General features: G+C 60.4%; 24 protein-coding genes. 11 read left to right on the forward strand and 13 right to left on the reverse strand.

Annotated elements, in window-relative coordinates; translation table 11 throughout:
- Complete coding sequence (locus ACO08A_RS01900) at positions 1-456, reverse strand: VOC family protein (protein WP_422039579.1); 456 nt, start codon at positions 454-456, stop codon at positions 1-3.
- A gap of 122 nt (positions 457-578) precedes the next feature.
- On the opposite strand from ACO08A_RS01900, the gene ACO08A_RS01905 reads away from it, so the two are divergent.
- Positions 579-1190, forward strand: a complete 612-nt coding sequence (locus ACO08A_RS01905) for a LysR family transcriptional regulator (protein ID WP_422039580.1) — start codon at positions 579-581, stop codon at positions 1188-1190.
- A 6-nt stretch (positions 1191-1196) separates the two neighbouring features.
- Here the strand turns inward: ACO08A_RS01905 and grxB are convergent, their stop codons facing one another.
- The 4 genes from grxB to ACO08A_RS01925 all read right to left on the reverse strand — a co-directional run bounded on the left by grxB (position 1197) and on the right by ACO08A_RS01925 (position 4595).
- Entirely contained in the window at positions 1197-1835 is a 639-nt protein-coding gene (gene grxB, locus ACO08A_RS01910) for a glutaredoxin 2 (protein WP_422039581.1), read from the reverse strand.
- Between the two features lie 42 nt (positions 1836-1877).
- Positions 1878-2873, reverse strand: coding sequence for a YHYH protein (locus ACO08A_RS01915; RefSeq protein ID WP_422039582.1), 996 nt, complete (start codon positions 2871-2873; stop codon positions 1878-1880).
- Positions 2874-2979: 106 nt separating this feature from the next.
- On the reverse strand, positions 2980-3648 hold the full coding sequence (locus ACO08A_RS01920) for an immunity protein Imm33 domain-containing protein (RefSeq protein ID WP_422039583.1): 669 nt from the start codon (positions 3646-3648) through the stop codon (positions 2980-2982).
- 47 nt (positions 3649-3695) lie between these two features.
- Positions 3696-4595 carry an alpha/beta hydrolase gene (locus tag ACO08A_RS01925; RefSeq protein WP_422039584.1) on the reverse strand — a complete coding sequence of 300 codons (900 nt, stop codon included), beginning with the start codon at positions 4593-4595 and terminating at the stop codon, positions 3696-3698.
- Positions 4596-4989: 394 nt separating this feature from the next.
- On the opposite strand from ACO08A_RS01925, the gene ACO08A_RS01930 reads away from it, so the two are divergent.
- From ACO08A_RS01930 to ACO08A_RS01945, 4 genes are all read left to right on the forward strand, one after another.
- Complete coding sequence (locus ACO08A_RS01930) at positions 4990-5694, forward strand: ParA family protein (protein ID WP_319386479.1); 705 nt, start codon at positions 4990-4992, stop codon at positions 5692-5694.
- A 440-nt stretch (positions 5695-6134) separates the two neighbouring features.
- Positions 6135-7091 carry an HlyD family secretion protein gene (locus ACO08A_RS01935; RefSeq protein WP_422039585.1) on the forward strand — a complete coding sequence of 319 codons (957 nt, stop codon included), beginning with the start codon at positions 6135-6137 and terminating at the stop codon, positions 7089-7091.
- Positions 7088-8026, forward strand: a complete 939-nt coding sequence (locus ACO08A_RS01940) for an ABC transporter ATP-binding protein (RefSeq protein WP_422039586.1) — start codon at positions 7088-7090, stop codon at positions 8024-8026. Before ACO08A_RS01935 ends, ACO08A_RS01940 begins: the two co-directional genes overlap by 4 nt.
- Positions 8023-9168, forward strand: a complete 1146-nt coding sequence (locus ACO08A_RS01945) for an ABC transporter permease (RefSeq protein ID WP_422039587.1) — start codon at positions 8023-8025, stop codon at positions 9166-9168. Before ACO08A_RS01940 ends, ACO08A_RS01945 begins: the two co-directional genes overlap by 4 nt.
- A 301-nt stretch (positions 9169-9469) precedes the next feature.
- Here the strand turns inward: ACO08A_RS01945 and ACO08A_RS01950 are convergent, their stop codons facing one another.
- Entirely contained in the window at positions 9470-10390 is a 921-nt protein-coding gene (locus ACO08A_RS01950) for a DMT family transporter (RefSeq protein ID WP_422039588.1), read from the reverse strand.
- 219 nt (positions 10391-10609) lie between these two features.
- A complete protein-coding gene (locus ACO08A_RS01955) occupies positions 10610-10906 on the reverse strand; it encodes a hypothetical protein (protein WP_422039589.1) in 297 nt (98 codons plus the stop codon).
- A 378-nt stretch (positions 10907-11284) separates the two neighbouring features.
- Between ACO08A_RS01955 and minC the strand changes: the two genes are divergently transcribed.
- The 3 genes from minC to minE are packed head-to-tail and all read left to right on the forward strand — an operon-like array spanning position 11285 to position 13213.
- Complete coding sequence (minC, locus tag ACO08A_RS01960) at positions 11285-12085, forward strand: septum site-determining protein MinC (RefSeq protein ID WP_422039590.1); 801 nt, start codon at positions 11285-11287, stop codon at positions 12083-12085.
- 49 nt (positions 12086-12134) lie between these two features.
- Positions 12135-12956 carry a septum site-determining protein MinD gene (gene minD / locus ACO08A_RS01965; protein WP_422039591.1) on the forward strand — a complete coding sequence of 274 codons (822 nt, stop codon included), beginning with the start codon at positions 12135-12137 and terminating at the stop codon, positions 12954-12956.
- Entirely contained in the window at positions 12953-13213 is a 261-nt protein-coding gene (gene minE / locus ACO08A_RS01970; RefSeq protein WP_305986260.1) for a cell division topological specificity factor MinE, read from the forward strand. Before minD ends, minE begins: the two co-directional genes overlap by 4 nt.
- A 75-nt stretch (positions 13214-13288) precedes the next feature.
- On the opposite strand, the gene ACO08A_RS01975 is transcribed toward minE, so the two are convergent.
- The gene (locus tag ACO08A_RS01975) at positions 13289-13771 is read right to left on the reverse strand and encodes a hypothetical protein (RefSeq protein ID WP_422039592.1); all 483 of its coding nucleotides are present in this window, start codon (positions 13769-13771) and stop codon (positions 13289-13291) included.
- Between the two features lie 111 nt (positions 13772-13882).
- Between ACO08A_RS01975 and ACO08A_RS01980 the strand changes: the two genes are divergently transcribed.
- Positions 13883-14413, forward strand: coding sequence for a hypothetical protein (locus ACO08A_RS01980; protein WP_422039593.1), 531 nt, complete (start codon positions 13883-13885; stop codon positions 14411-14413).
- Positions 14414-14422: 9 nt separating this feature from the next.
- Here ACO08A_RS01980 and ACO08A_RS01985 read toward each other — a convergent pair whose 3' ends face one another.
- Positions 14423-15718, reverse strand: a complete 1296-nt coding sequence (locus ACO08A_RS01985) for an MFS transporter (protein ID WP_422039594.1) — start codon at positions 15716-15718, stop codon at positions 14423-14425.
- 294 nt (positions 15719-16012) lie between these two features.
- Positions 16013-16753, reverse strand: a complete 741-nt coding sequence (locus tag ACO08A_RS01990) for a methyltransferase domain-containing protein (RefSeq protein WP_422039595.1) — start codon at positions 16751-16753, stop codon at positions 16013-16015.
- Positions 16754-16873: 120 nt separating this feature from the next.
- Between ACO08A_RS01990 and ACO08A_RS01995 the strand changes: the two genes are divergently transcribed.
- On the forward strand, positions 16874-17086 hold the full coding sequence (locus tag ACO08A_RS01995) for a hypothetical protein (protein ID WP_422039596.1): 213 nt from the start codon (positions 16874-16876) through the stop codon (positions 17084-17086).
- A gap of 224 nt (positions 17087-17310) precedes the next feature.
- Here the strand turns inward: ACO08A_RS01995 and ACO08A_RS02000 are convergent, their stop codons facing one another.
- A complete protein-coding gene (locus ACO08A_RS02000) occupies positions 17311-17778 on the reverse strand; it encodes a GNAT family N-acetyltransferase (RefSeq protein WP_422039597.1) in 468 nt (155 codons plus the stop codon).
- 16 nt (positions 17779-17794) lie between these two features.
- Entirely contained in the window at positions 17795-19396 is a 1602-nt protein-coding gene (locus tag ACO08A_RS02005; protein ID WP_422039598.1) for a peptide chain release factor 3, read from the reverse strand.
- Between the two features lie 218 nt (positions 19397-19614).
- Between ACO08A_RS02005 and ACO08A_RS02010 the strand changes: the two genes are divergently transcribed.
- Positions 19615-20133 carry a DUF2585 domain-containing protein gene (locus tag ACO08A_RS02010; RefSeq protein ID WP_422041843.1) on the forward strand — a complete coding sequence of 173 codons (519 nt, stop codon included), beginning with the start codon at positions 19615-19617 and terminating at the stop codon, positions 20131-20133.
- A gap of 677 nt (positions 20134-20810) precedes the next feature.
- On the opposite strand, the gene ACO08A_RS02015 is transcribed toward ACO08A_RS02010, so the two are convergent.
- Entirely contained in the window at positions 20811-22442 is a 1632-nt protein-coding gene (locus ACO08A_RS02015) for a di-heme oxidoredictase family protein (RefSeq protein ID WP_422039599.1), read from the reverse strand.
- Positions 22443-22679: the final 237 nt, after the last annotated feature.

Here is a 22679-nt window from a genome sequence, read left to right on the forward strand (position 1 = left end):
TCACTGGCCGGCAACCACGCGATGCACACCCGAGGATTCAGGTGCTGAATCACGCGGATGAATGTCGGCAAAGATCTCGATCGCGTTGTTTTCCGGATCCCGGAAGAACAGCGTGCGATGCGGAAAATCCTGGTTTGTCGGCGGTTCGATGATATCGACGCCCTTTTCCTGCAATGTCTGAAAGGCAATATCCACGTCCGCCGGCGGCACCCTGAAACTGACTTGCACGCTGGCGGATACTGCTGGAACCGGCGGACCGTCATAGGATCGGCCGCGCGGCCGGAGCCCCAGGAACTGGCTTCCCACCCTGAACGCGATCCAGTGACCTTCTTCCTGTTCTTCGATCTCGAAGTTGAAAATATCCTTGTAGAAGGCTTTCATTCTGTTCAGATCATCACACAGGATGATCACGTAACCAATGCTTCGGATTGCACGAAGTCCACTGAGTTCATTCATGTTCCAACCTCCTTTGTTGCCCGGATTGGATTAGCTGCCGACGATGCGATCCTTCAACTCAGATGTGCTAACGCACAGGGATAGAATTTCTCTGTCTCACAGACCGGCACGGATCAAACGACATGACCTACCGACTTCCGTCCCTGAACACCCTGCGCGCCTTCGAGGCCGCCGCGCGGCACCTCAGTTTCAAGACTGCGGCAAGTGAACTGGGTGTCACCGCGGGCGCGGTCAGCCAGCAGATCAAGAAGCTTGAAGCATCGCTCGGCGTCATCCTGTTTCGCCGCTTGCCAAACGGACTTCTGCTCACCGGTGCAGGGGAAACGTATTTGCCGGCCATCACGAGGGTTTTCGACGACCTGACCCGCGCGACCGAACAGATCGCGCCGGACATCAACAGCAGAAAATTCGTGATCGGTGTTTCCCCGTCCGCCAGGTCCCTGCTGCCGGAAAGCTGGCCTCACCGACGCGATACATTGCATCACCACGTGCGCGAATGCATCGAAACCACGGATATCAATCTGCTTTTGAACAACGAGCTCGACTGCCTTGTCAGAGCCGAGAGCGGACCCTACCGGGACCTTACGCTTGTGGTCATAGCGAACACACGGGACGGGCCCGACCTGCATTTTGTCTGCAAACCCGGAACGGCGGAATGCGCGCAGTCGAAGGCCATATTGAAGGATCTGGCCCGGCACCTGGCCGCGCCGCGGGACCGGCCTGCGGACGCCTGAAACACCTCAAATCGCGGGAAGCAGGGAAAAACCTGTCCGGGCCATCAGCGTTTCGAAATAGGCCCGCACGTTGGCCGGAAACTCCAGCTCCTTGACGACGGCGGCGGACCGCAACAACGGCAGCAGGCGAATGTCGTCCCTTGACAACGTGCCGTTCACAGCCCCCGGACTACTGATTTCACTGTCCAGTTCCTGCAGCACGGGCTTCAGGTCACGGATGAATTCCCGCGTCCTGGCTCGGAGCGCGACAAAATCTTCATAGACCTTGAGCTTGCGGACCATGTAGTGGTCATGCGCTGCGATCGTTGCCATTTCCGGCAGCCCGAGCAACGGGTAACGCGGCATGGTGAGATAGGGGGTGATCTTCAAAATGCGATCGCACAGGCCGGCGATTTCGGGACGCTCCATTCCGGTCAGAAGAGGAGCGCCGATTGCCTCGATGTGATCGACCATGTCCATGCTCTCCAGCATGGGCGATCCATCGTCCAGGACCAGGATCGGGATAACGCGTCTGCCGACAAGAGAGATCATCGCCTCGCTGTCGTCATCAAGCACCACCTGCTCTTCCAGCGGAATGCCCTTGAGTGCTGCAATCATGCGCACGCGAAAGCAGAGCGAACAGTGCTCGAACATGAGAAGTTTCATGACGTATCCACTTCACAACAGGGCATTGGAACATCGGTGCGGTCAGCGCGGTTTGTCGAACGAGGCATGCGGCGTGCCGCGCAGACAGGCGACGATCCAGGGATAGGCGTCGGTCACATAGTAGGCATAGCGGCCGTTGATCGTCATGCCGTTGCATTCATCCAGGTCGCCGGCGCCGGTGAATTCATAATCCGAGCGATAAAGCCCGTTATAGACGCCCCCCGGATTGCCGTCTCCCGACGGACGGTTTCCAGCCTTCAAAGTGTATCCCGGCACGGCCTTTCTGACGGTCCCGGTCCCGTCCTTGAAATAGGAGCCGTAAACCGGAAATCCGTCCGCTGCAAAGCCGATGAGAGGCGACCCTTCCGGACCCGGATTGTCATCAAAAAGCGCGTTCGGATTGCCGTGGTAGTGATAGCGGCCGTCCGGCTGGGTATGGGCGTGGTGATTGTCTTCGGCAAAGGTCGCCAGGGGCGACATCGGGTCAAGCAGCCAGGGATCGTCGGCGCGGCAGCCGGCGAGGACGTTGCCGTCGGCGTCGGCCTGCGGGCTCGACGGCCGGTAGCAGCCTGCAGACTGGATGTCGACCACGGCCCCGTTCAGAAGCACCGCGTCGAATGTCGTGTGTCCGAGTTCGGAAATCTCGCCTGTGAATTCCGGTTTGCGCGCAATGAAGAACGTGTGGCCGATCGCGGCAACCTCGGACGCGAAGTCGCGCCTGGAGTCGCCGCCGACATCGTGGTTGGGGATACCGTTCGACTGGATCGTGCAGGTATCGTCCTGGGCGGTAACGATCACCGCCCCGCTGAGCGATCTCTTTTGCTGAAGATCGGTGATTTCGGAGGAATAGGCACTGGCATAGTCTGCACAGTCCGGCGACGTGTTCGTCAGGATCTTTCCCGTGATCTTGACGGTCCCGGGATCGCTCTCGACGGCTTCAAGGATGACCCCTGCAGCTTCCTGAGCCGAAGCCGGTCCAGTGAACAGCAACGCGCCATATACGAAGGCCGTCCCGACTGCAAAACCTGATCGCATCATCCTTCCTCCCTACATTCATCGCAACCGAGGCAGCAACCCGAATGAACCTTGCCTGTTCTCAGAACGCCTTCGCCTTCGGCAAGCCACCGTCGCCGCAGCATCCTGGTCAGCTCTCGTCCTCATCCAACTCCAGTTCAGTCGGCTCGTAGTTATTGCCCTCACCGCGGAGAAACGCGCTGCCTACCGGAGCAGACAACAGATCGACAAAACTGTCATCCCTGTTCAGAACAGCCCCGATGGCGACGTAGGACGGGCTCGGGTTTTCGTTGTATTCCTCGTCACTGAGTTCGTCGACATCCGCCCGGATGCGCCAGCCCGTGTCAGGGTAACGATCGCTCTCCTTGTGCTCCGGCTGCTCACGATACAGGAAACCGGCGCGCGCGCGCCCCTCGAGAACCGCCTTGTCGACAAAACAGCGCGCGAACCAGTTGTTGAAGTCGGTCCTGAAGCGTTCCTTCTGCGCAGGATCGTCCCAATCGATGTCGATGATATGATGCAGGCGGAACGCGACCCTGTCTCCGCGTGCGAGGCCAGGGATGTCAACGGGCTCGTTGTCGAGAACTCCAGACAGCACATCGCCATCACGGTGGTCGATTTCCACCCACATGCGTTCGGCGCCATAGGTCTCGGTCGGGGGAACAGCCCTGAAGATCAGCTGCACGAGAACCCCGGCAGCGACTTCCTCCAGCTGTTCGTTTCCAGGCAGATAAAACGTATAGGGCGCTTCCCGCCTGATGGGGCGTGGGTCGTCCAATTCGTAACCGGCATCACTCATCGTTTCGTCCGCTGGCTGCAAACGTTGCCTTCAACCCCGTTCCACCGTCACCGCAGCATCCAGTTGAGCACCAGCCGCCAGTCGGTCATGCGGATCGGGGTGCCGTGGGTGCCGGTGTCGAACAGCGTGAACTTGATGGGATAGTTCGGTGCGCGCGACTTGATCTGCTTGAAGAAGTTTGCCTGGGTTTCCCAGTTGTAGACACGGTCCAGGGTTCCCTGGCCCATATAGATGGGGACGTTGCGCGACAGTGCGCCGGAACCGAAGATGTTGGGGTCCTTGGGCGAACCGAGCAGCATGATGCCGCTCAGGAGCTTCGCGTAGTTGGCATTGCGCACGAGGTTCCAGCAGATGATGCCGCCCATCGAGCCGCAGGCGACAACCACCTTCGCACCCGGCGACACCTGTTTCTGGTACTGGATCAGCGCAGCGACATCCGCTGTGCCGCGCTTGTCGAAATTCTTGATGTCCACGGTCAGATAGGCACCGCCGTTGCGCACCATCAGGTTCTGGATGCGGTTGAAATTGCCGCCGAAGGACACGTCGTTCATGCCCTGGAAGCGGTTGCCGCCCTGGCCGTGGATGTAGATCACGACCATGCGCGCGCCGCCCTTCCACTTGCCGGTCCCCATATAGGTGACGGTGCGCCCGTTGGCCTGGAGCTCCGCGCTGCCCCTGCCCCGCTTCGGCTTGTAGGAGACGTAGTTGCCGAACACCTTGCGTTCATCGACTTCGTCACGGTCGCGCAGGTCGCGCTGCTTGGAATATTCGACGACGATGAAATCACCGTCGTAAAGCGTTTCAGTGACCTTCTTGTATTTGAACAGGCGATCCTTGTAGGGCTTCAAGGCATCTGCCTGTGCGCTCCCCGCCCAGGCGACGAGCGTTCCCAGAACAATGGCCCCGGCCAATCGGGCCGGGACGACTGACTTCAATCGGTGCAGCATTCTGGGTCCTTCATTCGGGCAGCGCGTTCATTCGATTTGCAGGCCAGACTACGCGCCGCCCCGGATCAGTGCAATTGCGGAGGATGCGAAAGCGGGCGGTCATCCCCGCCGGAGAAGTCAAATATCCCGGAGAGTGGATTTCCGGCGCGAAACCCGGAACGGGTGCCAATCACGGGAAAATCAACTCGAAAAACCGGCTTTCACAATCTGTCACTGCGATTATTACCGAGGAATTCCTTAAGGTTATCCACACCTTAGAGCGTGTTTTGAATAACTTGCTCGCAAATTGCGAATTTAAGGAATTGGTAACCATAAAAATCCAAGACTGCAGGACACAAAGGTCCGCAAGAGGCCCGACCGCAAGACAATGCACGGCTAGTTCAGGAGAACCCAGATGCCAGTCATTTCCTTTGCAAATGCAAAAGGCGGCGCAGGTAAGACCACGGCCGCCTTGCTGCTTGCGACAGAAGTCGCGGCGCGGGGCAAACGCGTGACCATATTCGACGCCGACCCGCAGAAATGGATCTCCAAGTGGCACGACCTGCCCGAACACTGCCCCGGCATCTCGGTGGTCAGTGAAATGTCACCGGCCTCGATCACCGAACAGATCACCCATGCCAGCGAAACGTCGGACTACGTGATCGTCGATCTCGAAGGCACCGAGAACCTGATCGTTGCCAACGCGCTGTCGGTCTCCGACCTTGTCGTCGTTCCGATCCAGGGATCTTCGATGGATGCGCGCGGTGGCGCCAAGATCCTGACCCTGATCAAGAAGCTGGAGAAGATCGTCCGGCAGGATATCAACCACTGCGTTGTGCTGACGCGCACCAACGCGGCCGTGACCACCCGCGCCATGAAGGCAGTGCAGGACTTTCTGGCGGCCCAGAATATCGACGTCCTGATGACACCGATCGTGGAACGGGCCGCGTTCCGGGATCTCTTCGAATTCGGCGGCGGGCTCGCCGGTCTCGATCCGAAAGTCGTCTCGGGTGTCGCGAAGGCCAGGGAGAACGCGGCTCTTTACGCTGCCGAGATCCTGGAGCGGGCCATCAAGGTTCCCCAGAAACGGTGGTACAATATCTTCAAGCGCGCCAGTTGACGCCGCGCCATCATGACGGGCAGAAGCCGGGTTTTGTCCCGGCTTTTTCTTTTGGGAAACCCATCCGCTCACGCGCCTGCAAAAACCCTCGCGATTTTCTTCACTTGGTTTCCGGCCGGACGCCACGCTAGGGTACGGACCCATAAATGAAGTCAATTTGGTTTGGATCGGTTTGACCGTCTGTGAGGAGCGAAAGCTCAGGAAATGTGGTGCATTTTCAAGCCTTTTGCGACGATGCAGATGGCCGAAACGGCCAAATCCGAAGGACGGCAAAATGGCTTCCCCTCGCAGCGTCACCGCGCTTGACCGGGCAAAAAGCCCGCTCTGCACACGCTTCCTCGCGAGAATTTGCCATTTCTGTTGCCAAATCGGTTTCATTTATGGGTCCGTACCCTAAGGTAGCCACAGACCGCGCGCCGGTGAATGAACTGGAGGACCTCATGTTTCCGTTGCCCTTTCGTGCCACTCCCCTCTTCGCCGCCGGCTTCCTGCTTGCCGGCTGCTTCGGCGAAGACGGCAATGTTGCGCTCGGGACCATCGAGAGAGACAGGGTCGCGCTGACGGCCACCGCCAACGAGATATTGGTAGACCTGCCTGTCGCGCAGGGAACATTCGTCGAGGCCGGCACCATCCTTGCCCAGCTGGACCCGACCCAGCAGCAGGCCGTCGTCAATCAGGCGCGGGCCGAAATGCAAAAGAGCAAGGCAAACCTCGACAAGCTGGTCAACGGATCCCGGCCGGAGGAAATCGCCCAGGCGCGTGCGAGCGTTGCCAGCGCGCGGGCAAACCTTCTGAACGCGGAAGCCTCGTTCGAGCGCTATGACGACCTGACAACACGGGGCACCACAAGCCAGGCCCAACTGGACAGTGCCCGCGCCAGCCGGGACGCGGCGGCCGCCAGCCTCGACGGGGCAAGAGAGAATCTCAAGGAACTCGAGATCGGCTCGCGCGAGGAAGACATCCAGATCGCCAGGGCCGAACTTGCCGCGGCCGCGGCCAATCTGGAAACCCAGGAAACAATCCTCTCGGACCTTACGATCACGGCGTCCAGGAACGGTGTCCTGGACAGTCTGCCCTGGAACCTCGGCGAACGGGTCACGGTCGGCAGCCCGGTCGCCGTCATGCTGGCAGGCTCGGCTCCCTATGCCCGCATCTATGTACCCGAGCCCTACCGGGTGAAGGTCAAGGAAGGTGACAGTCTCGAGGTTCGGATCGACGGTCTCGACGCCACCATCGAGGGTGAAGTCAGGTGGATCAGTTCGGACCCGTCGTTCACGCCCTATTACGCGCTCAACCAGTCGGAGCGCGCGCGGCTGATGTATGTTGCCGAAATCCAGTTGCCGGACAGTGCGTCGGATCTTCCCAACGGTGTTCCGGCGCAGGTTGTGCTGCCGTGAGCGATCCGGACAGCGACATCGTCGTCAGGGCGACGGGACTCGTCAAGAAGTTCAAGGATTTCCGGGCTGTCGACGGGCTCGACCTGGTGATCGAGCGCGGCATGATCTACGGGTTTCTGGGCCCGAACGGCTGCGGCAAGACGACGGCGATGCGCATGCTGACGGGGCTTCTGACACCAACGGAGGGTACCGTTGAGGTCCTGGGTCTATCGGTGCCGAAGGACGCCGAAACGCTGAAATACAAGATCGGCTACATGACCCAGACCTTCTCGCTCTACGGCGATCTGACGGTGCAGGAAAACCTCAACTTCATGGCGACGATCTACGGCCTGACCGGAGCGCAGCGGACGCAGCGGATCGGCGAGGTCATGGAGCGCTACGATCTCACCGATCTCAAGACCCGCTTCGCCGGAAAGATGTCCGGCGGCCAGCGCCAGCGCCTCGCCCTTGCAACGGCCGTCCTGCACCAGCCGCAACTCCTGTTCCTGGACGAGCCGACCTCGGCGGTCGATCCGGAATCCCGGCGGCATTTCTGGGAACAGCTGTTCGACCTCGTCGAAGGCGGCACGTCGATCATCGTGACGACCCATTTCATGGATGAAGCCGAGCGCTGCCACAAGATCGCCATTCTGGAGGCCGGCCAGAAGCGGGCGGACGGTGCGCCGAAGGACCTGATGGCGGCGATGGGTGCGAATGTCGTGGAGATCGAAGGACCGAACCTGCGCGACATCCGGCGAAAGCTGCTCGGCTCGGAGGGCATCATGGCCGCGGCCCAGCTGGGGGCGCGGTTGCGTGTCCTGGTCAGGAACGACGTGCCCGAGCCCGAAACGTTCCTGAAGGACAAACCGGAGACCGATGGGGCCACCCTGATCGAGCGTGTCCGGCCGAACCTTGAAGACGTCTTCGTGACGGCAACCGGAGAGGGCCGGCAATGAGACCGCTTTCCCGCATCTCCGCAATCTTCTTCAAGGAGCTGGCCCAGCTCAGACGGGATCGCATGACTTTCGGCATGGTGATCATGATCCCGCTGATCCAGCTGATCCTGTTCGGTTATGCCATCAACACGAATATCCGCGACATCCCGGTTGCCGTTGTCGACCAGAGCCAGACCGGCCTCAGCCGCATCCTGATCCAGATGGTCGAGGCAACTCGGGTGGTCAAGGTGACCGAGCGGCTGGCAACGCCGGAAGAGGCGGAAGCGGCCATCAAGGCCGCGCGGGTGCGCGCCGCCTTCATCCTGCCCGATGACCTGCCCCAGCGCATCGCGCGCTCGCCTGCCGTCGGTCTCGGTACACCGCCGTCAACGGATGAAGAAACCAGCCGGCCGGTCGCACAGTGGATCGTTGACGGCTCCGACACGATGATCGCAGGTGCGATCAAGGCGCTCCGGTCAATGCCGCTCTCCGAACTCAACCGGCAGGCACCCAACCGGTCCACGCCGACTTTTGAGGTCGCGCTCTTCTTCAATCCGGAACAGATCACGGCCATCAACATCGTTCCGGGCCTTGTCGGGATCATTCTCACCATGACGATGATCATGTTCACGTCGGCCGCGATCGTGCGTGAACGCGAACGCGGCAACATGGAAATGCTGATCAATACGCCCGTTCGCCCGCTGGAGCTGATGATCGGCAAGATCATCCCCTATATCTTCATCGGTCTCCTGCAGACAGTGATCATTCTCGGGCTCGGGCATGTGCTCTTCAACGTGCCGTTCGGCGACAGGACCTTCGATCTCTTCATCGGAACGCTGCTCTTCATCGGCGCGAGCCTGTCGCTCGGACTGGTCCTGTCGACCATCGCGCAAAGCCAGCTTCAGGCAACGCAGATGACCGTTTTCGTGCTGCTGCCGTCGATCCTGCTGTCCGGTTTCATGTTCCCCTACGAGGGCATGCCGGTGATCGCGCAGTATATCGCCGAAGCCTTCCCCGCGACCCACTTCATGCGCATGATCCGCGGCTTCGTTCTGCGAGACGCCGACCTGATCGACCTGCACCGCGACGTGATCTGGATGTGCGGTTTCTTCGTCCTCGGCATGATCATCGCCGCCCTGCGGTTCAAGAAACGGCTGGATTGAGGGTTTCCATCCCAACCGCGACGGTCCAGACCGCCTGGCCACTGCCTCCCCAATCCCGGCTCTGCGCTGCGCTTGGCCGGGATGACGCATGGCTAACCGCCGCTCCCTGGCAGACTTCCCTTCTCCGGGTCATGCCATGGCCTGACCATGGCATCCATTCCGTTTCGTTTCCGCTGGATCGCTTCGCCGTTTGTGAAACGGAACGGCGTAGATCCCCGATCGAGTCGGGGGTGACACAAGAGGTGAGGCCAAGGCAGTCTGAACTGGCTACTGCGGGCCCTTCCGTGCTGACGCGGCATGCCTATTTCGGCTGCGGACCGGTGTCGACGCGGGGGTTCGCGGTGCGCAGAACCGGTGTCTTTTCCGAGACGTTTTCGCGGCTTTCGCGCCAGACGACGAACATGCCCGACAGGATGATCACCGACGAGCCGATGGCGACGTAGCGGTCGGGCGTTTCGGCAAAGAACAGCGCGCCAAACAGGGTCGCCCACAGGATCTGGCTGTATTGCAGGGGTGCCACGAAGGCGGCTGGCGCGGCCCGGTAGGCGCCCAGGATGCAGAGCTGGGCAAGAACCGACAGGAACCCGACAATCGCCATCAAGCCCAGGTCCGGCAGCGTCACGGGCACATAGACGACCGGCAGGGTCATCGACATCACCAGCATGGACAGGAGCATCGGAAACAGGATCAGGACCGCCGGCCGCTCCTTGCCGCCGAGTTTGCGGGCAAGAATGGAGGACATGGCGCTTGCCGCTGCGGCAATGAGACCGGCGGCATGGCCGGCGGTCAGCTCGGTCAGCCCCGGCCGCAGGACGATCAGGACGCCGACAAGGCCAACGACGACCGCGCCCCAGCGCTGCATGCGGACCGTTTCGCCGAGAAGCGGAACGGACAAGGCGGTGACCAGGAGCGGCGTCGCGAACAGCAGCGAATAGACCTCCGCGAGCGGCAACACCGTGAAGGCGTAGAACGCGCAGGACATGGCAACGATCGAGAGGCCGGCACGGCAAAGGACCAGAACCGGATAGTGCGGGCGGAAATTGTCGATGGCCTTGTCGGCCAGCATGATGATCGACATGGGAACGAAGGCGAACAGCATCGAGAAGAAGATGATCTGGAAGACTTCATAAGTCGCACCGAGCGACTTGATCACCGCATCATGCGTCGAGAACAGGGCGAATGCCCCGAGCGCGGCAAAGAGTCCCTTGAGCGTAGCTGTCATTGCCAGAGCCCTGTCGGTTCGTGCGGATCATGTTGCTTGTTGCGCCGTCCCGGAGACCGGGTCTCACCTGCGCAGCCGTGAATTGAGGCCGCAGGGTGCATCGGGAAAAACGCTCAGAAAGTCATCAATACCAGAAAAGGGGCAGCTGCAACAGATCGCGTGAAGGCCGTTCGGAAATATTGACCGGAGACTTCAAAAAGGTGCCGCCGCGCTGCCCGATCAGACGAACACCCGCGCCAGCGTTGCCACGGCAAGCGCGGTCGCGGCGCGTTTCGGGCCGTCGAATTCGGAGGCGGCCTGCCCGGGCACGGTCAGACGGATGCTGTTGAGGTCATCGGCTTCCAGATGATCAAGATCGGCGGACTTTGCCGCTTCTTCCGCGGACAAACGGATCTCGTCGAGCATCCGCACGAGTCCCTGCCAGATGTGCAGCGGCGGCGCCTCGCTTGTTTCGCACCAGCGAACAATTTCATCTTTCGACACATCAAGAGCCGCTGCAGCCTCGTCGGCCGTCAAGCCAATATATCGAACTATATCACTGAAATTACTCATTTTTTACCCCAAGCGCCGCACGCCGGAAAAATACTTACACCTTATAGTGCGCTGCAATATGGCGAAAATCCAGCACTTTACCAGATTTTCGTTAAATCCTGTTCGGGCTAAGGAATTCTGCGCCGGGTTTCAGCTCTGATTCTGCCGGCCGGGCTCGGTAGATCTGGCGAGCCCTAGCGGCGCCAATTCGCGATCAGGATAGGCTGAACAGTCAATTGCCTGAAATTGTTCGAAAAAATCGATATCGGTGGAAAACAGACCGCTCTCGGGATGCAAGCTCCGGATAATGCTAGGTTTATTCGACCAAATCACCTGACCAGACAATGCCGCCGGACCTCTTAAATGAAGTTCAAGGGAAAATCCTTTATTGCCATCGTGCTCGCCCCGGAGCAGCCGTTCGACAGCTGGTTCGCGGAGCTTGACCGGATCATCGAACGTTCGCCCGGGTTCTTTATCGACCGGCCGATCATTCTCGATGTGCGCGGCAGCAACATTCCGATCGAAGATCTCGAACAGGTCCTGGCCGGTCTCGCAGAGCGGTCGATACGTGTCATGGGCATTGACGGGATTTCCGGGACACGGCTGAAGGAGGGCATGCCGCCAAGTTTTGGCGGCGGGCGCCTGACCACCGACGTAGACGTACCGGAACCCGCTGCGCAGGCCGGCAAGGCTGACGAAGCCGCCGGCGGCAACAATCCACAGGTCAAGGAAAAGAACGGCCCCTCCGGCGATGCCCCGAGCGCATCAGAGGCGAATGGCCATTCTTTTGCCAAGTCTCTGGACGAGCTTGAGCGCGAAAGCGCCAGACAGGGAGATTCGTCCATCGTCATTTCCGATCACGTTCGCTCCGGGCAGAGCATTCTTCATCCCGACGGCGATGTCACCGTGATCGGGTCCGTCAGCTCCGGTGCCGAAATCATCGCCGGCGGCTCGATACACATCTACGGCACCTTGCGCGGCCGTGCACTGGCAGGCGTTGCGGGCAAGGACAATGCCAGGATCTTCTGCACCAAGCTCGACGCCGAGCTTGTTTCCATCAACGGACTTTACAAGGTCGCGGATGACTTCGACGGAACCTTGCGCAATTCGCCTGCGCAAATCCGGTTCGAGAACGAAACGCTGGTCTTTGAAGGACTGAGCTAACAGGGACCGGCTGGAGGTCAGCCGGCCCGGAACACACAGGACGGACACCATGAGCAACGCCACTGTCGTTGTGGTCACGTCGGGCAAGGGCGGCGTCGGCAAGACGACAACAACCGCCGCAATTGCCTCGGCGCTTGCCAAGGAAGGCTACCAGGTCTGCGCGATCGATTTCGACGTCGGACTGCGCAATCTCGACCTGATCATGGGTGCGGAACGCCGGGTCGTCTTCGACCTGGTGAATGTTGTTCGCGGCGAGGCATCCATCAAACAGGCGCTGGTCCGTGACAAGAAGCTCAGCAATCTCTACCTGCTGCCCGCCTCGCAGACCCGCGACAAGGATGCCCTCACCGAAGAAGGCGTCGAGACCGTCATCAACGAATTGCGCGGCTATTTCGACTATGTGATCTGCGACAGCCCAGCCGGGATCGAGCGCGGCGCGACGCTGGCCATGCGCCATGCGGACGAAGCCATCATCGTCTCCAACCCGGAAGTGTCTTCGGTGCGCGACTGCGATCGGATCATCGGCCTGCTCGACGCCAAGACGAAGATCGCCGAAGACGGCGGACGGATGCCAAAACACCTGATGATCACGCGCTACGATACGGACCGGGCGAAGACAGGCGACATGCTGGCAACCGACGACGTCGTCGATATCCTGTCCGTACCGCTGATCGGTGTCGTGCCGGAAAGCAAGGACGTCCTGAAAGCTTCGAACGTCGGGTTGCCCGTGACGCTCTCGGACGAGAACTCGCCACCGGCAAAGGCCTACTTGGAGGCAACGCGCCGGTTGCTGGGGGAGAACATCCCCGTGACGATCCCGGAAGAAAAGAAGAGCCTCTTCGGCAAACTCTTCAGAGGGAGGGCGGCATGAACATCCTGAGCCTCTTTGGCAAAAGAGGCGAAAGCGCCTCGGTCGCCAAGAACCGGCTTCAAATTCTGCTGGCGCATGAACGTGCCGACGACGGCTCGGACGCTGTCCTGATTTCAAGCCTCCGGGAGGATATCCTGGCGGTGGTTGCCAAGCGCGTCGAAATCGACCCGGACTCCGTACGCCTTGAGATGGACCGGTCCGGCGATGTCACCACGCTCGGCATCGATATTGAACTACCGGCGGCCAAGGCCTCCTGAAATTCGCGAACCGGCCCTCAAGGCCGGTTCGCCTTCGGAAAACTTGAGTTCATGCCCTTTCGTGCGAATGGACGGTTACGGGTTCAACGCCGCCTTGCCCGGATCGAGCAGTCTTGACGAATAGATGGCAAGCTGTCCCTTACCCTGACGTTTTGCTGAATAAAGTGCGACATCAGCCTGCCTGAGCAGTTCGGAGGTTGCGATCGCGTTGCTGTCCAGCGAGCGCGCGAGCAGAACAACGAGCGCCAAAGGGCTGACCGCGCCAATCAGAAGGGTTGCCCAAAAGGGTTTTGACAGATGGCGGATCTCCGCCGCCTGCGCGTCAGCCTTCACTTCGTGAAGGATTTTCGAAGGACTGTCGCGGCCCAATTCGACATTTCTGGACTCACTCAACCACCAGAACCCCCACGGTTTCATGTGGCGAATACAATCGTCCTTATCGATTTTAGAGTAAATTCGTGCTTTCACGTAAATAAATTCGAAAATATACCCTTGACTATGCTCAAGCTTTATCAGAACCGAAACTAGAAAGAACACGGTAATTTTCAACAATTCCAAAAATTTTCTACGCGAGTATGAGAAATATCTTTTTCCGGAACTGAATTTCGAACCGCGTTCGTTTTGTTGCTACACTCGCCCAGGCAACCATTCCAGACTGGGGAACCGATCATGTCCACAACCAGATTTCTCGCCTGCGTTTGCGTGTTTGTGCTGGCTGGCATGCCAGAACCCTCTTTCAGCCAGGAAAGCGGGCCCAACATTGGTGGCTGTCTTGATGCGGTCGGCACATACATGACCGAACGCACATCGCAACTGGACGGAAAATCGAGGATCGATCGGGGCCTTATTGCCCTAACGAATGGAGGTCATGCCTTTGTGACGGACTCCGCCCAGGGAGGGCTTGAAGGCTATCAGCCCTTTTCGAACGGAAGCGGTGTCTGGCGCTGTCTCGGAAAAGAGGGCGGCAAAGACAAGTTGAAAATCATGACCTTTGACTTCACGACCACACCGAACGCGCAGACCGATCGCTACATCGCGCGCGTAACCGTCGAGGCGATTGCGGACCCCGTGGCCAATGTCATCAGCGGCACCTCCGTGGTCGAGTTTCTGGCAATCGATGCAGCGCCGGACAGCACCGAGACGGTCCGGCCGCCGGTTTCATATGATTTCAAGGGCGTCAGGGTTGTCCTGAAAGACTGACGGCCGCTTTCATGCCGCGTTCGCTGTGCCGGGCGTCGCGAACTGCCCTGCCCTTTCGATAAGCTTCGGCAAGCGCCAGATGACGGGGATCGCAACAAGCGTTGCGGCGACCGCATAATAGACCGGTGCATAGTCGTCGCCCGTCCTGTTGACCAGGTAGGTTGCGATCATCGGAGTCGTTCCACCGAAGACGGCCATGCAGATGTTGTAGCCGAGGGCGACCACGCTGCAGCGCAGGTGCGCGGGGGCCGTGAGCGTCAGAGCCGTGACCGACAGCGCCCAGCCTGCCGTGCTGCTGAGCGTCAGGCCCAACTGGCCCGCAAACACGGAAAACACGTCCGTCCGGTGCATCAGCCACCAGCTCGGCCCGGCCAGAACCAGCGTCGCAATGGCCCCGGCCATGAAGACAGGGCGCAAGCCGAACCGGTCCGCCGCCAGGCCGCAGACCGGCACGAAGAGCGCCATGACGATGAGGTTGATCGTGGTGATATCCAGCGCTGACGCCGAGGAAAACCCGGCTTCGGAGCTCAGATAGGACACGGCATAGACGTAGATGACGAAGTAGATGACCGCCGTCGGGATCAGCAACAGGACCATCTGTCCGATGAGTGCTTTATGATCCCGCAGGCTCTGGATGACTGGAGACGTTCCGTCACCCGGATCCTCGGATCGTTCGCTTTCGGTCAGGTTCAAACGCAGGATCGCACTGAAGATCGCAACCAGGCCGCCAAGCGCAAACGGTATCCGCCAGCCCCAGTCCGTCATCTGTTCCGAACTGAGGATGGAACTGAGCCCGGCCGGAACGGCAGAGCCGAGAACACAGCCCCACATCATGGCAAAGGCAACCCAGGCGCCGGTCATCGCCTTGCGGCCTTCGCCCGCCTGTTCGACCAGCAGCACGCCGGACGCCGTATATTCCCCGGCGACGGATATTCCCTGAACGATCCGGATTGCCACGAGCAGGAACGCGGCCGTCAACCCGACCTGCTCATAGGTCGGCAATGCGGCGATCGAAAACGATCCGCCACCCATCAGGAGCACGGAAATCATCAGCGCTGCCTTGCGGCCGACCCGGTCGCCGATATGTCCGAATATGACGCTGCCGACCGGCCGCGCCGCGTAACCGACCGCGAGGACCGCGAAGGCGGACAAGAGCGAGGCCAGCTTGTCTTCGGACGGGAAGAACAGGGTTGCGAGCGTCGGGGCGAGAAAGCCGTAAACGGTGAAGTCATACCACTCCAGGACGTTGCCACTGGATGCGGCGACGATTGCCCTCGGTGTCAGTTTCGTTTTCTGTTCGGACATTGCATTCCTTTTGACAAGGATCCTGACGCGTGAAGCCGCACGCAGGCAACAGGCGGACAATCGTGGCGGCGTTAAAGTTCTGGATGAAGAGCGGCTGCGAACGGATTAGATGAGTCTTTGTCCGAGTTTAGAGCGTTTCGTTCCGAAGTTGAATCATTTCCTGAACAAGTACGAAAACGGGAAACAGGCCGTGCCCGCGAGGGTGTCGCGATAACTTGCCGGCGCGACAGGCGCAAACCGGACCACTCGAAAAGCGGCCTTGAAGCCCGTGACCTTTCAGGGCAGCGGTGCTGCCTACCCGGCCTTTTCCGCCGACAGGACGATGCAGCTCGGGTTGTCGAGATACCAGGCCCAGCCGACAAGGTGATGCTCCTGATCCGGCGGAAATTTCAAAGGATGCCAGCGGACATTTTTGAGCCCTGCGCGGTGCAGGGCCTGCTCATGCTGCTCCCTGCTCCACTGCCAGATCGGCACATCGAAATCCCCGATCACGAGCGCGTGCGCCGGTGGTTCGATGATGCGGTAGCGGAAGCCGATGCGGGCCTCCATGTCGTCCGGCGCACTGGTGAAGTCATAGTCCGGATTGATGGTGTAGGTGACGAACCTTCCTCCGGGCGCCAGGTTGCGGCCGATCAGGTCCGCCATCCGGTCGAGTTCTTCACCACTATGCGCATAGTGGAAGAGGTACATTGCCGTGACGATGTCCGCCGGCGGTGTCATCTGGAAGGTCTCGTCCGCCGCGCTGATCTCGGCATAGGTGACCCTGTCGGCGAAGGCTTCCGGCTGCCCCTCCACGTTCTGCGCGCGGGCGCGGTCCAGCATTTCCTCCGAGACGTCGAGCCCGAGAACCTCCGCTGCGCCGCCATGAGCCAGGACACGCGTCAGACGGCCATCCCCGCAGGCGAGGTCCAGGATCCTCCTGCCCTCGACGGAGCCGAGCACGTCCAGGAATGTTGTCCATTCAAGCAACCGGTAGGGGTTGTCGGCAACCGACTGCTGCAGGTACGGCGAGGGATTCTTGTCATAATCTGCCATCGAAGCTCCCCGTCGATTGCGGCACGGCCCATCCTGTCACGCATCGTGGCACGGGCTCTTGTTGTTCCGTGTCCGCAAACCTCAACAGGCTCTTGGACGCTGCCGGGAAGTGTCCTGCGAATGGCGCATGAAATCAATTTCGATTTTGGGCTGGCGCACTGCCGGCACCTGACCCATGTCGACTGGTTCCGCCTGCGTGGTTATCTTTCAGAAGGAAGTGCCTGCGATAGAGAGCCAAATATCGCCCCCCTTCCGATCGTCATTGCAGGGGCTGACCAACTGCTGTTCGGGTTAACCCTTAGGTCATCCAGTTGGGCGGTCCTCAGTCAATGAACCTGTCATTCCGGCTGAAGCGTAGCGGAAGGCCGGAACCCAGTAACCACCTGTTTTTCCTTCTTCTTGCAGCCTCGGGCCACAGGGAGTACTGGATCCCTGCCTTCGCAGGGATGACAAGAAGATAGACGTGCGCGGCTCCAGTTCGCACCAAGTGTTGCCGACAGACGACTGCGCCAGCGCGGGATGCCAGCGGTTTTCTCGGCTCGGAAGCCTGAGAGGCATCAATCCGGTGCCAGAAGCTTTTCCATTTCAGCTGTCCCCCGCCAGCCGTCCTGTTCGTAGAGCGGGCGGGACATGTCCGTTGCGTGGAGAACGGCGTAGGTCAGACCGCGCTTCCTGAATTCGCTCTCGGCTGCCTGCACCAGTTGCCGGGCTATGCCCTGCCCCCGCGCCTCAGGCTCCACAAAAAGGTTCAGAATACGCCCCCGCCTGGTGGTTTCGGGATGGGCCGGATGAGGCGGAAACTCGATCTCCATCAGACCAATGCCGCCGACGGGACGATTGTCCAGGTCGGCGACAAACCCGAAATAGGTCCCGTCAGAAAGCCGGTCCCGAAGCCATGCGCGAAAGGCAGGGTCCATCCGGGTGATCAGGTCCTCGGACATCTCCATCGAGCGGAACATGTCGTTGCGCTGTCGGCAGATCAGGTCCAGGTCGTGAGGCGTCAGGGGTCTGAGATCGCAGGTCATCGGCGGATGGGCAACGTTACGCCTCGTAGACGATCTCGCGGGTTTCGCGGAAGGTCACATCGGGGAATTTCTCGGTGACATGACCGACTTCCCAGGCGTTCTTGAACAGGAACACCGGCTTGTCGTCGCGATCGTTGGCGACCGACATGCGGTGACCCTCGATGATCTTCTGGAGCGTCTGGCCATCCGTCTCGATCCAGCGGGCGGTGTTGTAGGGCACCGCTTCAAAACCGATCTCGGTGCCGTATTCCGCCTTCAGCCTGTCGACAACGACGTCAAGCTGCAGGGCTCCGACCACGCCGACGATCCAGTTGGAGCCGAGATCCGGCTTGAAGATCTGCACGAGCCCCTCCTCGGCGAGGTCCTGCAGGCCCTGGCGCATCTGCTTGACGCGCATGGTGTCGGACAGGCGCACGCGGCGCAGGATTTCCGGCGCGAAGGCCGGTAGACCGGTGACGTGGATGTTCTCGCCCTCGGTCAACGTGTCGCCGACGCGAAGCTGGCCGTGGTTTGGGACGCCAATGACGTCACCCGGATAGGCCAGGTCGGCGATCTCGCGTTCCTCGGCAAAGAAGAAGATCGGCGCGGACACGGCGATCTGCTTGTTCGCACGCACGTGTTTCAGCTTCATGCCGCGCTTGAAGGTGCCCGAACACAGGCGCACGAAGGCGATGCGGTCGCGGTGCTTCGGATCCATGTTGGCCTGCACCTTGAAGACGAAGCCGGTGACCTTGTCCTCTTCCGGCATGATCGTGCGTCCACCGGTGGCCGGCTGGGAATGCGGTGCCGGAGCATTGTCGGCGATGAAGTCGAGCACTTCCTCGATGCCGTAGTCGCGAAGCGCCGAGCCGAAGAAGACCGGGGTCAGGTGGCCCTCGAGAAAGCTCTCCTTATCGAATTCGGCATAACCTTCGGCGCCGAGTTCAACGTTCTCGGTGAGCTCCTCCATGATCCGGTCGAACACGGTGCCGGTCAGCACCTCGTCCTCAAGGCCGGTGACGTCCTTCGTCTCGGCATAAGGCCCGCCGCGCTCGCCCTCGGAGGTGTGGAACTTCTTCTGCTGCCAGTCATAAACGCCGAAGAAATCGGAGCCCATGCCGACCGGCCAGGTCTGGGGCGAGACGTCAAGCGCGAGCGCTTCCTGCACCTCGTCCAGGATCTCCAGCGCGTGGCGGCCTTCCCGGTCGATCTTGTTGACGAAGGTGATGATCGGAATGTCGCGCAGGCGGCAGACCTCGAACAGCTTGCGGGTCTGCGTCTCGATGCCCTTGGCGGCGTCGATCACCATGATCGCCGCGTCCACGGCGGTCAGCGTGCGGTAAGTGTCTTCGGAAAAGTCCTCGTGGCCCGGCGTATCGAGCAGATTGTAGACGATGCCCTTGCGCTCGAAGGTCATGACCGAGGACGAGACGGAGATGCCGCGTTCCTGCTCGATCTTCATCCAGTCGGAACGCGCCCGGCGGCGCTCACCGCGTGCCCGCACCTGCCCGGCGGCCCGGATCGCACCGCCCGACAGAAGCAGCTTTTCGGTCAAGGTCGTCTTGCCGGCATCCGGGTGGGAAATGATTGCAAACGTGCGCCGTGCTTGAAACGGCGCTGCACCGTTGAGGCCAGACATGAAGGTCTCCTGGTCCGTTGAGCCGGCGGCGTCTGCGCATTCGCGACGGTTGAAACCGGTGCGCAACAACACTCTTGGTGGCCGGACGGATTGATGTTTCGTTGGCGCAAGGTCATAGAGGGAATAGCGGCGATTTTCCAGCAAAGAATCGCCGCAAGCCCCAGCGGTCACGGGAGAAACGTTTGAGCCACAAGAAATGCCTGATCATCGGCCTTCTCATGATCGTCGCGACGGCCGTCATTCTGCTGGCCATGGGCCGCATTCCGATCTGTGACTGCGGCTATGTTCTCTTCTGGACGCCTGCGGACGATCTTGCCGGCTCGTCCCAGCATATCGCCGACTGGTACACGTTCTCCCATATCATTCACGGCTTCATTTTCTACTGGGTGCTCTGGCTGCTGTTCCGCCGCAGCACGGTTTGCGAGCGCGCGCTGGGGGCGATCTTTCTGGAAGCGGCGTGGGAGATCGCCGAAAACAGTCCCTGGATCATCGACCGGTACCGCGAGGCGACGATCGCCGTCGGCTACACCGGCGACAGCGTGCTCAACTCCATCTTCGATATCCTCTGGATGCTGGCCGGGTTCTTCTTCGCCTGGCGCGTGCCGGTCTGGGTGACGATCCTCGTTGCAGTCGCCTTCGAACTGCTGGCGCTCTGGGTGATCCGCGACAACCTGACCCTCAATGTCATCATGCTGCTTTATCCCGTCGAGGCGATCAGGACCTGGCAGGGGGGGTAGCGGTCATGGACGCGGTGTTGCGAAACATATCCTCGAAGCTGTAATGCTACGCGAGTAAATCAGCGCTCAAGCTTGTCGCCCCACGCTCCTCATCCTGAGGAAGCGCAACGCGCTGTCTCGAAGGATGGGCTGCTTGCTCAGAGAGGGCCGCCCATCCTTCGAGACAGGCCTGCGGGCTTCCTCAGGATGAGGATGGAAGTCTTGAACAGCGCACAGATACCAAGCGGAACACTTCCAGCTCATCATCCCGGTTTGCCGTATAGGCGTCACCCCGGACAAGCGAGAGCGCAGATCCGGGGTCATCTCGCCTGACGACTTGTCTACGCGACTGCAGGCAACGTGTCGCTGCCGGCCCATGAACTGCGCCGGAAATGAGTTGGTTCCGGATCTCGCTCCGCTCGTCCGGGATGACGATGGAACGATTTAACTTTGCGGAAGTGTCACTTCCCTCGTTCCGGTATCTGAACCCCTGCCTAATTCTGAGGAGAACCGAATGGTTCGTCTCGAAGGATGGATTGCTTGCTCAGAGAGCGCCCCATCCTTCGAGACAGGCCTGCGGCCTTCCTCAGGATGCGGAGGCGTTGCGGGACGCTCCCTGGCCCTTTCAGCCCAGGGAGCCTGTGATCGATGACGGTGCAAAATGGCGGCCGGGCATTCAGGCCCGGCCACCTCACACCTCAGCGCAGCTGCGCGGCCGGCTTGACGGGCGGAATGGCGTTCACGTCCAGCGCGGCTTTGCGGACAACGCCCGGCGCAGCGTCCCGCGCGGCGTGTTCTTCCTCTTCTTTTTCCGGGTCGAGATCGATCAGGATCAGGTTTTCCAGGAAGGCGATCAACGCCGCACGGTCTTCCTCGGGCAGGGTTTCATAGGCCAGACGGCTGTCCTGAGCCTCGCCGCCATGGGCCAGGATGGCGTCTTCCAGCGTCGTTGCATTGCCATCGTGCAGCCAGGGTCCGGTCGAGCCGACGCCTGCCAGTGATGCCGTCGGCCAGACCGAGGCGCCAAACCCGTGTACGTCGACGGGGTCGGTGAGCTTTTCGCCCATGTCGTGACGCTTGAAATCGGCATACCAGGCAACCAGGGCAGACCCGTCTTCCGCTTTCGGGAACGCGCCCAGATTGACGACCTCGCCGCCCGGAAGCTCAACGTGGTTGTTCGGCGAGTCGCTCGTCAGGTCGAACCAGATGGCGGTGTCGGCAGCAAGGCCCGCATCCGCGGTTTTCTGGCCGGACGGAAACACGGTCTCCCGAAACCCATCCTGCAAGCTCGGCTCGCTGAAAATCGGGGTCGAAACACGCATGACGGGGATGTGGCAAGCCGTGCACTTCGCTTCGACAAGCATCTCCTCGCCCCGTTCGATCTGTGCCCTTTCCTCCGGCTCAAGCTGCAGAATTCCGCGGCGGTGAAGTTCCAGCCTGGACACCGGGCGCTCCAGCGCGGCCATGTAGATGGTCAGTGCCGTCAGGTCTCCGACGGACAATTCGTTGGTCACGCCGTCATGATCTCCGTCATGACTGCCCACGAGTTCTTCCGCCTGCATGCCGAGTTCGTTATGCGCCGCGTGGCGGGTGAAGGCGCGCAAGGTGGCGTGCGATCCCTTCCAGCCGAACATCCTGACGACAAGGTCCTCGTCAACGCCCTCCACGCCGCTGCGGTCATAGTCTGCGACACATGTTCCGGTTTCCGGACTGAGCATCGGCTTTGCCGACAGCATGCCGAATTCAACGCTTTTGGCGACAAGCGGTACGGACACGCGGTCGTTGAGCTTGCAGGCGTCCGCTTCTAGCTTCGCCTCCGCGGCTTTCAGCTCGGCCGTCATTTCCTCCGCAATGCGCTGGACTGCACCCAGCGCGAAGAGGTGCGGCGTGTTGCGATGGAGATACTTTGCCGGATCGCCCGAATGCAATGGATCGACAATGGCGTTGAGCGGGTTCGGGCCGGCCCCGTTGGCATAGGGCGCCGAGTGGCACGAGATGCAGGACTGGGCGACCGGTCCGGCCTCCCTCTTCGGCAGATGGTTGGTCCACTCGCCAAAGGCATCGAGATCCGCCCGGGGCATGCGCGTGAAACGGTGGCCGTCCTGAGAGACCTTGGCGCCGACACCGCGCTCCAGCGTGAAGGACGCCTCCGTCAACTCATCCCCCGCATCGAAGGCATCGATGAAGGCCTCCCCGGGGTCCTCCTTCACCTTCTCGTTCAGAACGGACTGGTCGAGTTTCTCGGGTGCCTCGGCCAGGCTGGTTGCGGGTACCCCGAGCGTTAGCAATATCCAGAGAATGCCAGTTTGACGTGCAGATGATGCGGCCATGATTACTGCCCTTATTTTCGGCTTTTCAACAATCACCGATCACGTTTGCGTGAGAATAAGGCGCAAAAAAGTATTCCCTCAAAAATTATTACATTAAATTTTTGGAACAAAATCCGACTTCAGGTGTAGCGAAACGGAGAGTATTTTTCTTATTTAAAATCAAAGGTTAGATATTTTCCGCTTCGGAACTTTATCTGACCATTTGCTTTGCTGTGGTCGCGCCGCCCGCGTTTGCGC

Source organism: Roseibium sp. (genome assembly GCF_965232425.1).
Taxonomy (GTDB): Bacteria; Pseudomonadota; Alphaproteobacteria; order Rhizobiales; family Stappiaceae; genus Roseibium.

Excerpts from the sequence above, each read along its gene's own strand:
- ACO08A_RS01900 (WP_422039579.1), bottom strand. The coding sequence starts at position 456 with ATGAATGAACTCAGTGGACTTCGTGCAATCCGAAGCATTGGTTACGTG.
- ACO08A_RS01905 (WP_422039580.1), top strand. The coding sequence starts at position 579 with ATGACCTACCGACTTCCGTCCCTGAACACCCTGCGCGCCTTCGAGGCC.
- grxB (WP_422039581.1), bottom strand. The coding sequence starts at position 1,835 with ATGAAACTTCTCATGTTCGAGCACTGTTCGCTCTGCTTTCGCGTGCGC.
- ACO08A_RS01915 (WP_422039582.1), bottom strand. The coding sequence starts at position 2,873 with ATGATGCGATCAGGTTTTGCAGTCGGGACGGCCTTCGTATATGGCGCG.
- ACO08A_RS01920 (WP_422039583.1), bottom strand. The coding sequence starts at position 3,648 with ATGAGTGATGCCGGTTACGAATTGGACGACCCACGCCCCATCAGGCGG.
- ACO08A_RS01925 (WP_422039584.1), bottom strand. The coding sequence starts at position 4,595 with ATGCTGCACCGATTGAAGTCAGTCGTCCCGGCCCGATTGGCCGGGGCC.
- ACO08A_RS01930 (WP_319386479.1), top strand. The coding sequence starts at position 4,990 with ATGCCAGTCATTTCCTTTGCAAATGCAAAAGGCGGCGCAGGTAAGACC.
- ACO08A_RS01935 (WP_422039585.1), top strand. The coding sequence starts at position 6,135 with ATGTTTCCGTTGCCCTTTCGTGCCACTCCCCTCTTCGCCGCCGGCTTC.
- ACO08A_RS01945 (WP_422039587.1), top strand. The coding sequence starts at position 8,023 with ATGAGACCGCTTTCCCGCATCTCCGCAATCTTCTTCAAGGAGCTGGCC.
- ACO08A_RS01950 (WP_422039588.1), bottom strand. The coding sequence starts at position 10,390 with ATGACAGCTACGCTCAAGGGACTCTTTGCCGCGCTCGGGGCATTCGCC.
- minC (WP_422039590.1), top strand. The coding sequence starts at position 11,285 with ATGAAGTTCAAGGGAAAATCCTTTATTGCCATCGTGCTCGCCCCGGAG.
- minD (WP_422039591.1), top strand. The coding sequence starts at position 12,135 with ATGAGCAACGCCACTGTCGTTGTGGTCACGTCGGGCAAGGGCGGCGTC.
- minE (WP_305986260.1), top strand. The coding sequence starts at position 12,953 with ATGAACATCCTGAGCCTCTTTGGCAAAAGAGGCGAAAGCGCCTCGGTC.
- ACO08A_RS01980 (WP_422039593.1), top strand. The coding sequence starts at position 13,883 with ATGTCCACAACCAGATTTCTCGCCTGCGTTTGCGTGTTTGTGCTGGCT.
- ACO08A_RS01985 (WP_422039594.1), bottom strand. The coding sequence starts at position 15,718 with ATGTCCGAACAGAAAACGAAACTGACACCGAGGGCAATCGTCGCCGCA.
- ACO08A_RS01990 (WP_422039595.1), bottom strand. The coding sequence starts at position 16,753 with ATGGCAGATTATGACAAGAATCCCTCGCCGTACCTGCAGCAGTCGGTT.
- ACO08A_RS01995 (WP_422039596.1), top strand. The coding sequence starts at position 16,874 with ATGGCGCATGAAATCAATTTCGATTTTGGGCTGGCGCACTGCCGGCAC.
- ACO08A_RS02000 (WP_422039597.1), bottom strand. The coding sequence starts at position 17,778 with ATGACCTGCGATCTCAGACCCCTGACGCCTCACGACCTGGACCTGATC.
- ACO08A_RS02005 (WP_422039598.1), bottom strand. The coding sequence starts at position 19,396 with ATGTCTGGCCTCAACGGTGCAGCGCCGTTTCAAGCACGGCGCACGTTT.
- ACO08A_RS02010 (WP_422041843.1), top strand. The coding sequence starts at position 19,615 with ATGATCGTCGCGACGGCCGTCATTCTGCTGGCCATGGGCCGCATTCCG.
- ACO08A_RS02015 (WP_422039599.1), bottom strand. The coding sequence starts at position 22,442 with ATGGCCGCATCATCTGCACGTCAAACTGGCATTCTCTGGATATTGCTA.